General features: G+C 48.9%; 12 protein-coding genes. 3 read left to right on the forward strand and 9 right to left on the reverse strand.

The features are described 5' to 3' along the window. Positions 1–94: 94 nt before the first annotated feature. Positions 95–829 (reverse strand): SpoIIIAH-like family protein, encoded by a 735-nt coding sequence (locus tag QZT18_RS16575; protein WP_294149469.1) that lies wholly within the window; start codon positions 827–829, stop codon positions 95–97. Positions 830–1,057: 228 nt separating this feature from the next. Between QZT18_RS16575 and QZT18_RS16580 the strand changes: the two genes are divergently transcribed. Beyond that, positions 1,058–3,412, forward strand: coding sequence for a response regulator (locus QZT18_RS16580; protein WP_294149471.1), 2,355 nt, complete (start codon positions 1,058–1,060; stop codon positions 3,410–3,412). Positions 3,413–3,467: 55 nt separating this feature from the next. Here the strand turns inward: QZT18_RS16580 and QZT18_RS16585 are convergent, their stop codons facing one another. From QZT18_RS16585 to spoIIIAA, 7 genes are all read right to left on the reverse strand, one after another. Continuing rightward, the gene (locus QZT18_RS16585) at positions 3,468–4,109 is read right to left on the reverse strand and encodes a stage III sporulation protein AG (RefSeq protein WP_294149473.1); all 642 of its coding nucleotides are present in this window, start codon (positions 4,107–4,109) and stop codon (positions 3,468–3,470) included. After that, positions 4,084–4,839, reverse strand: coding sequence for a stage III sporulation protein AF (locus tag QZT18_RS16590; RefSeq protein WP_294149475.1), 756 nt, complete (start codon positions 4,837–4,839; stop codon positions 4,084–4,086). The genes QZT18_RS16585 and QZT18_RS16590 overlap by 26 nt, the downstream gene beginning before the upstream one ends. Before the next feature lie 11 nt (positions 4,840–4,850). Beyond that, on the reverse strand, positions 4,851–6,191 hold the full coding sequence (locus tag QZT18_RS16595; protein ID WP_294149477.1) for a stage III sporulation protein AE: 1,341 nt from the start codon (positions 6,189–6,191) through the stop codon (positions 4,851–4,853). 59 nt (positions 6,192–6,250) lie between these two features. Beyond that, a complete protein-coding gene (locus tag QZT18_RS16600) occupies positions 6,251–6,637 on the reverse strand; it encodes a SpoIIIAC/SpoIIIAD family protein (RefSeq protein WP_294149479.1) in 387 nt (128 codons plus the stop codon). A gap of 26 nt (positions 6,638–6,663) precedes the next feature. Further along, the gene (gene spoIIIAC / locus QZT18_RS16605) at positions 6,664–6,858 is read right to left on the reverse strand and encodes a stage III sporulation protein AC (RefSeq protein ID WP_003501123.1); all 195 of its coding nucleotides are present in this window, start codon (positions 6,856–6,858) and stop codon (positions 6,664–6,666) included. Between the two features lie 69 nt (positions 6,859–6,927). Beyond that, a complete protein-coding gene (locus QZT18_RS16610; RefSeq protein ID WP_294149500.1) occupies positions 6,928–7,449 on the reverse strand; it encodes a stage III sporulation protein AB in 522 nt (173 codons plus the stop codon). Then, positions 7,440–8,411 carry a stage III sporulation protein AA gene (spoIIIAA, locus tag QZT18_RS16615; protein WP_294149502.1) on the reverse strand — a complete coding sequence of 324 codons (972 nt, stop codon included), beginning with the start codon at positions 8,409–8,411 and terminating at the stop codon, positions 7,440–7,442. Before spoIIIAA ends, QZT18_RS16610 begins: the two co-directional genes overlap by 10 nt. 162 nt (positions 8,412–8,573) lie before the next feature. On the opposite strand from spoIIIAA, the gene QZT18_RS16620 reads away from it, so the two are divergent. Both QZT18_RS16620 and QZT18_RS16625 read left to right on the forward strand, forming a co-directional pair. Further along, complete coding sequence (locus QZT18_RS16620; protein ID WP_294149504.1) at positions 8,574–9,431, forward strand: pyridoxamine kinase; 858 nt, start codon at positions 8,574–8,576, stop codon at positions 9,429–9,431. Between the two features lie 203 nt (positions 9,432–9,634). Continuing rightward, the gene (locus QZT18_RS16625) at positions 9,635–10,288 is read left to right on the forward strand and encodes a CatB-related O-acetyltransferase (RefSeq protein WP_294149514.1); all 654 of its coding nucleotides are present in this window, start codon (positions 9,635–9,637) and stop codon (positions 10,286–10,288) included. Positions 10,289–10,435: 147 nt separating this feature from the next. Here the strand turns inward: QZT18_RS16625 and QZT18_RS16630 are convergent, their stop codons facing one another. Beyond that, positions 10,436–11,539, reverse strand: coding sequence for a 5-methyltetrahydropteroyltriglutamate--homocysteine S-methyltransferase (locus QZT18_RS16630; RefSeq protein WP_294149510.1), 1,104 nt, complete (start codon positions 11,537–11,539; stop codon positions 10,436–10,438). Between the last annotated feature and the right edge of the window lie 258 nt (positions 11,540–11,797).

Below are 11,797 nucleotides of genomic sequence, written 5' to 3' on the forward strand. Positions count from 1 at the left end.
GGCGGCTTTGTCGACATGCTGAATGCCCCGGCCTGCGGCCGGAGCATGGTAATGGCGGTGATCTTAGCGTCTTCAGCCTCAGGCGGCAGGTGTTTTATTCCTGAAGATTCATCAGCGTAATAACGATATTTTCGGCGCCTGTTTCCGTTTTTCTCTTTACGATGTCCTCAATCTGGGCACGCTGGGGATCCGTGATGCTGGTTGCATTTACAACAACGTCAACTTTTCCGTCTGTGATACTGACTACCGGATCGGCAAAGCCTTTTGCCATCAGAAGGGTTTCTGCGGCGTTCTCTTTTTCTGCGATAGCCGACAGGGCCATCAGGCTCTGGGTCGCCGCTTCTTTAGAAGCTGCATCTACGCTCTCATTGTTGATGATACTCATCAATGTTTCTTTGCTCTTGGCACGAACCTGTTCTCTGTTTAACTGTACGTTGGCTATGTAGTCTGTTACGCTTGTTCCGCCGGTCAGAACTGCTTCGCCCGGGTTATCTATAGAAGAACTTCCGTCTGCCTGGTCGGAACCAGTCAGAGCGCTGCCGCCCTCGTCCGGATCATCAAGGCTTGCTATCTCCTGGTACTGGCCATCTTCGCCCGTCGCATTACCCGATGAGACATTTTCCGCAGTCTGGCCGGCGGCTCCGCCTGAAACAGCCTGGTTTTCTGCCAATATATCCTCATCAGAAATCTCTGTAACTCCGGCCTCGTAGACGTCTCCGCCCGCCACTTCCTTCTTGCCCGAGTAGTTTAAATATCCTGCTGCTGCGATCATAATGGCAAGTGTGGTAATGATTATCTGGTTTCTCCTAAAGATTCTTTTCATCTTCATAATATTATGCTCCTTTATTCCACCCGCTTTAATACTTTTATTTTATGACGGCGATGCTGTTTTATGCCTGTCCGGAGCATTTTGTCTACATTTTGTGTATCTTTCATCATGTCTTACTTTATTAGCCGGTGTCCTACTCAGACGGACGGCTGATTCAATTGACTTTTCCCATGGTATCACCTACAATGAATCTGCAAAGTATATTGTCAGACGGGCGGGGGATAACCAATGGATTTAAACTGGATGTTAGATGAGTATGACGGGATTGTTTACGTAAGTGATTTACACACCTATGAACTTAAATATATGAACCGCGAGGGATGCAGGGCATTCGGTGTCACAAACGAGGAGCTGCTGAGTAAAAGAAAGACCTGCTACGAAGTCCTCCAGGGCCGTACAGAGCCATGTCCTTTCTGTACGAATCCGTATCTGGAAGAGGGTAGCTTTTATGAATGGGAATTTTATAATCCTCATCTGCAGAAAACGCTTCTCCTCAAAGACCGTAAATTGCTCTGGGAGGGAAGCGATGCACGAATCGAATTTGCGACCGATATCACAGAATACCGCAATAAAATAGAAAGCAAGGAAAAGGAACGTGAATCCGTGCTGAAAAGTCTGCCGGGCGGCATCGCAAGGGTGGATGCCAGGGATGCCAGAACCATTCTCTGGTATGGAGCCAATTTTCTCCCCATGATCGGCTATACGAAAGAACAGTTTGAACAGGAGCTTCACAGCCAGTGCTCTTATGTACATCCAGATGATTTGAGCAAGGTTACGGGCATCATGGAGGAACTGAAGGGGACCGAAAAGATCATCATTACAGAGATGAAAGTCATCACCCGCAACGGCGATGTGCGGACACTGACCACCACCTTCAGTTATGAGAACGGGGATGCAAGCGAAGACGGTATTCCTTCTTTCTATAGTGTGGGAATTGATATTACTGAAATCAAAAAGGAGCAGAAGCTCCAGGCCGCCGCGCTTGAGGATGCGTATCACGCGGCCCAGATCGCCAATACCGCAAAGACCGCTTTTCTTTCAAATATGTCACATGATATACGGACTCCAATGAACGCGATTATCGGCATGACCGCCATAGCCGCAGGAAATATCGGCAATCCGGACAAGGTGCTGGACTGTCTCAAAAAAATCGGCCATTCCAGCAGGCATCTCCTGGGATTAATTAACGAGGTGCTCGACATGTCCAGAATAGAGAGTGGACAGGTAAACCTGTCGGAAGACAAATTTAGCCTGTCGGAACTGCTCCAGAACGTTTTGGAAATCTGTCAGCCGCTGCTGCGCGAGAAGCGCCATAAAATCAAGGTTAATATCGGAAAAGTCCGTAATGAACGGTTAATCGGAGATATGGAGCACTTACAGCAGGTGTTTGTTAATTTCCTTTCCAACTCCATTAAGTATACTCCAGATGAAGGGCTGATTGAATTGGAACTCATTGAAAAAGAACACCATATGGCAGGTTTCAGCCTGTTCCAATTTGTCTTCCGTGATAATGGAATCGGCATGTCGGAAGAGTTTTTGCCGCATATATTTGATGCCTTTTCCAGAGCCCAGGATTCCAGGATTAATAAAATACAGGGAACCGGCCTCGGCATGGCCATCAGCCAGAATGTCATACATATGATGAACGGCGCTATTCAGGTGGAAAGCGAGTTGGGGAAAGGCACCTGTTTTACCATAAATGTACCTTTACGCCTGCAGGATCCCGTTGAGGGGGATACGAAGGAACTTATGGATCTTCCCGTTCTGGTGGTTGATGATGATCAGGATGTCTGTGAAGGCGCCTGTCTTTTACTAAAGGAAATCGGCATGCTGGGAAATTGGGTGCTCACGGGCGCCAAAGCAGTTGAAGAGGTAGTCAGGGCACATGTACAGGCAGAAGATTATTTTGCCGTAATTCTGGATTGGAAAATGCCGGTGATGAACGGCCTCGATACAGCAAAAGCGATCCGTGCCCAGGTGGGACCCGATATACCAATTATCATTATTTCTGCCTATGACTATTCCGAGGTGGAGGAAGATTTAACTAATGCGGGTGTAAATGCCTTTATCTCTAAACCGCTGTTCAAATCAAAGATGGTTCAGGTATTCCGCACCCTGATCGACGGAATGGATTGTGTAAAGACCACGTCAAAGGATTCTGAATCCAGTGCCAATCTGGCCGGACTCCGGGTTCTTCTGGTCGAGGACAACGAACTTAACCGGGAGATTGCATGGGAAATACTTTCAACAGCAGGCGCGGATGTAGATACGGCGGTAAACGGCAGAGAAGCGGTTGACAAGTTCTCGTTATCGTCTTCAGGCCATTACGACGCGATATTAATGGATATTCAAATGCCGGTCATGAACGGATATGAAGCCTCACAGAAAATCCGCTCACTCGGCCGTTCCGACGCACAGACAGTCCCGATTCTGGCACTTACCGCCAACGCATTTTTAGAGGATGTAATTGAATCACAAAGGGCCGGTATCAACGAGCATATTTCGAAACCAATCAGTGCGGAAAAACTAAGTTCCATCATCCGAAAATGGACACAGCCCGCATACCAGCTTCCTATAATATAAAAAAGCGGTCGGCAAAACTGCTGTTGTTGCAGTTTTTGCCGACCTAACCTTATATTTATCCCACCCGCTTTAACACCTTTATCTTATGTGCAGGCAGTCCGAATAAAGCTTCCATCGCCTCGGAAATTTCCGCTTTTACCTGAGCACTTCCGCCGCCCTGGGCGCTGATGATGATTCCTTCTATCTGCGGCTGCAGTTCTTTCTCGATCACCGGCTCCTGGGAACCTGTCGCTCCTGCGGTCAGAGCCGTCTCTTTTATCTCCTCGGTCTGTGATTTTCTCGTCCCCCCGGCACTGTCCTTCTCTTCCGTCGCAGAACGGCTTTTGTCACGGTCCACATGGAGGACCTTTTCTTTTGAGGATTTGAGGGTGAGCATTACATCCACCTCCCCCACTCCGTCCACGTTTTTCAGGATGTCCTTAACCCGCTGTTCCATCTCTTTTTCATATTTCCGTTCATCGTCCTCCACCGTACCCGATATTTTCCCGGCTGCGGTCTGTGTATCGGAGTTCTCCTCCCCATTCTCCGGCATCAATTGCCCCTGGACAACCGGGGAACCGGCCTCCTCTCCCTTTTCCTTTTTTGGCCCCACCGGAAATGACAGAATCAGCAGAATCAGTCCGCACACCAGCAGAAGCATCCATTTTTCTTTTCCCTTCACCCAGTCTTTGTTAATCTTCCAGCCCGATTTCCACATTTTCTTCCTCCATCTGATAATACCCGGCTATCGTCCGCCTGAACTGCCTGATCGTTTCATTTTCCTGCGCTGTCTGTCCGTCCCCGGCAATTACTTTTCCCGCAGCTTCGACATCGCTTTTCTCCTGTTCCTGGTCTCCGCTCCGGCTGTCCTGCAAGGATTCTTCATTCTCGCCCTGTCCGGAGCCGTCCAGCCTGACCGATACTTTCTCAACCTTTTCCAGGGTAATTCGATCCTCTTTGGCCGCCCTCGTCTCCGTCTGCCCGCCATCCGCATTTTCCCGTGCCTCCGACGTCTCCTCCATCTTTTTTAATCTCAGGGCAATCTTTTTTACCTTTCCAAAATCAGGATTTCTACTGTCTCCCTCTATTACGACAGAAGCGGCAACCGCCTCAATCCCTTCTTCTCCGGCCATACGGATTAACTCCTCCTCAGCCGATGTTTCATACCGGCCGATCAGGTGGTCAAGCCTCTTCTGCTCCATCCCATCCAATTCTCCCTTAAGTTCCCCGGCCTCATTTTCAAAGGAAACAGAGCGGAAAATTGCATTGATTTTTTCCTCCAGCCTGAGGCTCCCGGTCAGCGGCTTCAGCACCAGAAGAATCAGGATGCAGCCCGCAAAGAGCCTGAGATACTTTTCATATTTTCCTGCCGGAAGAAGATTTGTAATGATGGTCATGAAAATCAGATAATATACAATATTCCTGACCCAGTCATAAATTCCGTCCATTCTCTCCCTCCCTATCCCGCAAAGTAGGTAGCGTTGGCAGCCGTACACACGATTGCCAGCGAGACACTGAAAAGCAGAAGCGCCGTCGCCGCCATGGAAAGAAGAAGGCGGCAGCCGTTTCCCACCTCGCTGATGCATGCCACCATCCTCTTATCACAGACCGGCTGCAAAAGCGCTGCGGCCCCCTGATAAAACAGGCAGAGAATCACAAGCTTTAATAACGGAATGACGGATATCAGGATGAGAATGATAACCGCCCCGGCTCCGATGCTGTTTTTGATCAGCACTCCGGCTCCCATCACCATCTGGGAGACTGCCGCCGCCCCCTGCCCCAGCCCCGGTATGACGCTGACAAAACGCTGAAGCGACGTATTTTTGAGTGAATCGGCATAAGGGGTAACCAGATTCTGCAGTAAATGAAACCCCAGTATCACTCCCGTCATGGTTTTGAGTCCCCAGCGGATGGAACTGTCCAGCAGTTCGGTCATTCTGGAGAAGATGTCCTCTTTCACCATATGCCCCGCCAGAACAAAAAGAATATAAATCCGCAGGACCGGAAGCAGGAGCCTTAAAACCAGCCATTCTACAGCGCTGATGGAAAAGAGCATCCATCCATAGCCTGCTGCCGAAGTCAGACTCCCTCCCGAAAAGGAAACCGCCAGGAAATAGGTTGGGACCAGGGCCCGCATAAACTCAATGATATGGGACAGAATTTCCTTAGTGATGGCAATCCCGGTCAGGAAACTGGATGCTAAGAATGTAAACATCAGAAGATAGGTTACATAAAATCCTGTCTCCGCAATCTGGCTGTTGGAAAAGATACTTGAAAAATTGGCAAATATCGCCCCGGTCAGTCCCAGGATCAGGACCTGTCCCATCCACTTACCGTTTTTAGCGATCTCCCCAAAGAGGCTGTCCCGCAGCGAAAGCAGACACTCGTGAAAAACTCCGGAAAAGTTTCCCTTCATCAGCTCCAAAATCAATTCTTTAAATGTGAAAGAAAACGTCCCGTTTCCGCTCTCCTCACTCATAAAGTTTTCTATCTTAGCTAAATCAAAATCATCCAGAAGATTCCCGGTCTCCGCTTCGTAACCGCCGCTTGCTTCATAGCCATCTCCCGTCCCATAGCCGCCGTCTGCCTCATAGCCTCCGCCCGTTCCATAGCCGCCGCCCGCCTCATATCCTCCGCCGTTTTTCTGCCCCGGCGTTTCCGCCGCCTCGGCCCGAAAACAGAATCCCGGAAATACCATTGCGGCGGCGAGCAGGAACAGAACGGCGCTGCGTTTTCCCGTTCTCACCGCTTCTTTTAACTGAATTTTCAACTGTTTCATGATACGTTTTAATGACCGCATTCTTATCCCGTCTCTCATATGAAGCACATCCACCAGCCTTCCCTTTTCATTCCGCCGCCTCAGGCCAAAAAACCCTGAAGTGTCTCCAGAAGCGCCAGCAGCACCGGCATACTGACGGCCAGAATGGACAGTTTTGCGAATATTTCAATCTGCGTCCCGATGGCGCCGTACCCGGCGTCTTTACAGATCCCGGAGGCAAATTCGGCAATATATGTAATTCCCGCCATTTTAAGAAGTGTGGTCAGATATACGCTGTTAATATTGATATAACTCTGAATCTGGTGAGCCGTATCGATGATAATCTTCATCTTGCCTGTCCCATAGAAAAACAGGATTAATCCGGCAGCCATAATCAGATAAGTACCATACTCTCCGCCCTTGCTTTTAAACTGTACCGCCAGAAGCACGGCGGCAAGTCCCAGCACGGACGCCGTAATGATAGACATGAACCCGCCTCCTTCCTGACCCTCTGTTACAATGCAAACAGCTCTTTCATCGTCTCAAAAAGCTGGTATATGTACGGTATCATCCAGAACAACACCAGCACCAGTCCCGCCAGGCTGGTGAGAAAGGCCTGCTCTTCCCTGCCGCTGTGTTTGAGTATCTGGCAGATGACCGACACCAGAATTCCCACTGCCGCAATCCTGAAAATCAAACTTACCCCCATATGAAAAATCCTCCTGCATCTATTAACTCGTGCCGTTCCCGCACTCTCAGCTTTCCATCTTATACCCTATCAAATTAGTATTACGACAAGAAACAAACCGGATAAGATTCCCATTCCAAAGAACAGCCGGCTCTTTTCCGGTTCTTCCTTCCGTAACTTCTCTATGGAATGCTCCAAATCCTCCAGATAAAATAGAATTGCCTTTTCCTGCATGTCGCGGTCCAGATATCCCAAGCTCTCGCCAAACCGCAGGAGCTGCTCCTGTTCCTTCTTATTTAATGCACTTTCGGCGGCAAATCTCCCGGCCCTCTCTTTCCAGACCGTCTCAAAGCTCTCGCCCGACTCCTGTTCCAGCGTTTCCGCCACCTCGATAAACATCTTTCCCGCCGGTCCCGGATTGCGTTTTCCCGTTCTGAACAATGCCTCGGCCAGCGGGACATTGGCATACAGGATTTCCCCCTTCATGTGGGAGGCCATCCGCCGCAATGTCTCTAAAAGCCTTAACCGCTCCCTCAGCCTGTGCACCGCCTCGGCTCCGATTCCCGTACAGGAAGCTATTACCAGTATCAGCCCTGCCGTTTTCATCCACATAAAAGATTCCTCCCGTTTCCATCACAGATTTCCCGGATTGTTCCCGGCCCGTTTCGGTTACCCAGAATTACATACCGGTCAAAGACCGACTCCTCGATAAACCGGCTGAGCCCCGGCTTTTTCCTGATATCCTCCATCGATGTTCCATGGATTGTGGCAAGAATCCGGCAGCCGCAGTTCATCACATAACGCATGGCCTCCAGGTCCTGCTCTCCTCCAATCTCGTCCACCGCCACCACATCGGGAGCCATAGACCGGATTAACATCATCATCCCCGCCGCCTTCGGACAGCAGTCCAGGATATCCGTGCGCTGTCCCACATCGTTCTGGGGAATACCCTGAAAACAAGCTCCAATCTCCGACCGCTCGTCAACCACTCCCACCGTCTTACCGTTTTTCCCATTGGAAACCTGGCGGACGATATCGCGCAGCAGTGTCGTTTTCCCACATCTGGGAGGTGAGATGAGCAGGGTATGTAAAAAATCTCCGTTCGCCCGGTCATACAAATACGAAAGCACCCGGTCCGCACACCCCTTGACCTGATGTGAAAAACGGATATTCAGGAACGTGACCGGCTGTATGGTTTTCACGCTGCCTTTTTCCAGGATCACCCGGCCCGCCACCCCAATTCTGTGGCCCCCGGATACCGTGATAAATCCCTGTTTCAACTCCTCCTCATACGCATACAGGGAATAGCGGACCGCACATTGGAGCGTCTCTTCCACATCTTCCTTAGACACGCAAAAGCAGCCTTTCCCCTCCTCTTTTCCCAAGCCCCCGGAAAGCCCGCCAAGCTTTCCCTCCTCATCCACCGTATACTCTTTGTTCCTGTAAATGATAAAAAGCGGAGCGCCGATCCGCATGCGGATTTCCTCTATACCCTCCGGCTCCACATTAAGCGTTCCCAGCACTCCCCTGAGTTTTTTTGAAAAAATCTGAAACAGCCTGTCTTTGCTCTCCATCCTGTCCGCCTCCTTTTACCTCAATATATGTACAGGCGGGGAAAATATGACAAGCCAAAAACTGACCCGATTATTTTTTATAATTCTGGTTATTCTAAATCAGTCCAGTTTTTGTTATAGTGCGTTTAAGAACATCAAATAAAAAAATCAGGAGGTCAGCCAATGAAAAGAATCGTAACTCTTCAGGATATATCCTGTGTCGGACGCTGTTCCATCACGGTGGCCCTGCCGGTTATATCGGCCATGGGCGTGGAATGCGGAATACTGCCAACTGCGGTTTTATCCACCCATACAATGTTTCATACATTTACATGCAAGGATTTGTCGGATCAGATCGCTCCTATCGCCGATGCGTGGGAACAGGAGAAGATTACATTTGACGCCATCTACACGGGCTATCTTGCCTCAGCCGAACAGTGTGCCCAGGTATGTGACTTTTTTGACCGTTTTACCACACCCGGCAACCTCGTACTGGTCGATCCGGCCATGGCCGACAACGGTCTGCTCTATCCGGCTTTTGACAGCGGCTTTCCGGCGGAGATGGCAAAGGTCTGTGCAAAAGCCGACGTAATTATGCCGAACATAACAGAGGCCTGCCTGCTTACCGGCATGCCTTATAGGACCTCTTATGACGAAGCTTATATCCATGAACTCCTGGAGAAGCTGCTGGCGCTGGGCTGCAAAACCGCGGTCCTGACCGGAGTCAGCTTCGAGGAGGGTAAATTAGGCGTCGTATACCTTGATCAAGACGGCCGGTTCTTCTCCTATTTCACCCGTCACTGCCCGCAGAGCTATCACGGCACCGGAGATTTATATTCCTCCACAGTTCTCGGAGGACTGATGCGCGGCCTGAGCCTTGGAAGCGCCCTCTCCCTGGCCGCTGATTTTGTAGTTACGTGTATTGACGCCACCAGCACTGCTGAAAACACCCGCTGGTATGCCGTAGAATTTGAATCCCAGATTCCAAAGCTGTGCGCAATGTTAGAGGAACATATCCGGGCGGAAAAAGAAGAGAAATAGAGAACGCAAAAATTAGGCTGTGTATCGTATAAAAACATTTCCAAAAATATACAAATATCCAAAAGGAATGAAATATGGTATAATACCAGAATAATATGAACTGAATCATATGGAAAAGGTCGGTGATACACAGGTGAAACGATGCATTGCAACTGCCGGAATAGCACCCATAAACACAATAATCAGATTCAGGAGGAAGAATGATGTCTATTCCGGCAAAGAAAATATATCCGCGCTCAGGTGACAGGCAGACCGTTTATTTAAACGCTGTTGTCAATGAACCCGGCATATCGGTCGGCGCATATACAATGTACAATGATTTTGTAAATGATCCGGTTGATTTTGAAAAGAATAACGTACTCTATCACTATCCCATTAATCAGGATCGCCTGATAATCGGAAAGTTTTGTTCCATTGCCTGCGGAGCCAAATTCATATTTACGAGCGCCAATCATACGATGGCTTCCCTTTCAACCTATCCGTTTCCTCTGTTCTTTGAAGAATGGGATACCCCCATTTCAGAGGTGCGGACATCCTGGGACAACAAGGGTGATATTGTAATCGGCAATGACGTCTGGATTGGATACGAAGCCGTGATCATGTCCGGCGTCCACATCGGCGACGGAGCGATTATCGGAACGAGGGCCGTTGTTACAAAAGATGTCGAGCCCTATACGATTGTAGGAGGGCTGCCGGCAAAGCCAATCAGAAAGCGTTACGGCCAGGATGCGATATTAAAACTGGAAGAACTCAGATGGTGGGATTTGCCCTATGAGCAAATAAAACTGCTCCTGCCTGCTGTGAAAAGCGGCGATGTCGCAGTTTTAGAAGAAGCATATAAGAACCTGCAGAATTAAAGGAGCATTAAAAGAGGTACCCCGGCGGTAATCACAGTCAATCCTGCTGTGTTTTGCCGCCAGGGTACCTTTTATTGAGTGGCAATGAAAAGTTCGCAAAGCGTGCTTTTCGTTGTTTTTCGCCTTTTGTTTTTTTATCTACGCCGCCTATAAGAAATCTTTACATGATACAAGCAAATCAATCTTTTTCCACTGGGTTTCCTCGTCGATACAGTTTCCCTCTTCCACGGATGCAAAACCGCACTGCGGGGACAGAGCGATATTGTCACCTACAATGGCTTTTGCTTCCAGATATCTTCGCTTGATATCGTCATGGCATTCCAGAACCGGGTTTTTGGTAGAAATCAGGCCGGCCACAAACGTGGCGTTCGTCTCCTTTAAAACCGTCCATGGCTCAAAGGAACCGGAACGTTCGTCATCATACTCTACAAAGAAACCGTCATAAGGAATCTGACTGATAATCGGTGCCACGGAATCATAGAAGCCGGAGAAAAGAGGGTTGCCTTTGAAATTCCCCTTACAGAAATGTGTGGCAATCACCATATCGGCCGGTCTGTTTTCAAGCGCTTTTACAGACACGCGTTTAAACCATTCCAGGACTTCGTCTTTCTCATATCCCAGGGAATTTACCTTCTTTAAGAAATCCTCGTCAATCATATAAGTCCAGGACGTATCATCAATCTGGAGGTATCTGCATCCATGCGCATACAAATCCTGAATCGCGCCCTGGTATGCAAGGGCAATATCCTCAATCAGCGCCTCTATATTGCTTCCATAATACGGAACTTCCTTAATTCCCATCTGCAGATAGTTGTCCACCAGAATCATATTCGGTCCGGAAATACACTTCTTGGCAGTAATACCCGGGTACTTCCCGGCCTCTTTGAGAAGAAAATCATAGGCCTCGATTTCCGCATGGGCACGTTCAGGGTTATAGGAAATTTTTCCGCTGATATATCCCAGTTCAATATGGTTTACCACGCCATTGCGTTCCTTATCCAGATGCTTTGTCGTAAAACCGTCAAATTCCTTGAGCCAGTCCAGGTGCCACCATCTGCGTCGGTATTCACCGTCGGTCACAAACTTAAGACCATGGGATACCTCTTTCTCGACCAGCTCTGAAATGGCCGCATCCTCAATCTTCCGCAGTTCAGCCAGCGTTATTTCACCGTCTGAAAACTGTTTTCTCGCCGTCTTAATCTGTTCGGGCCTTAAAAATGAGCCTACGATGTCATACTTAATGTTTAACATTTGAATACCTCCGTGAATTTTTATAAGAGTCCATGTTGTTTCCAGCTTTTTCCTGTACAAAATATAATTTATTTTATCACTAATCTGCACTCTTTTCAAATGGGGATTTGATTGAGAAATGAGGACGCCGCCGTCAGGCCAAGGGTCGGGATGGTGAGGGGGATCGATGAGTCTTTAGTCCCGGGCGTCAGGTTATCGTGAGCGGGGAATCCGGGCAGAAAAAGTTCCTGCGGGAAACGCTTGCGCTCTTTGGAGTAC

Origin of the sequence: uncultured Clostridium sp. (genome assembly GCF_900547735.1) — a bacterium.
Taxonomy (GTDB): Bacteria; Bacillota; Clostridia; order Lachnospirales; family Lachnospiraceae; genus Otoolea.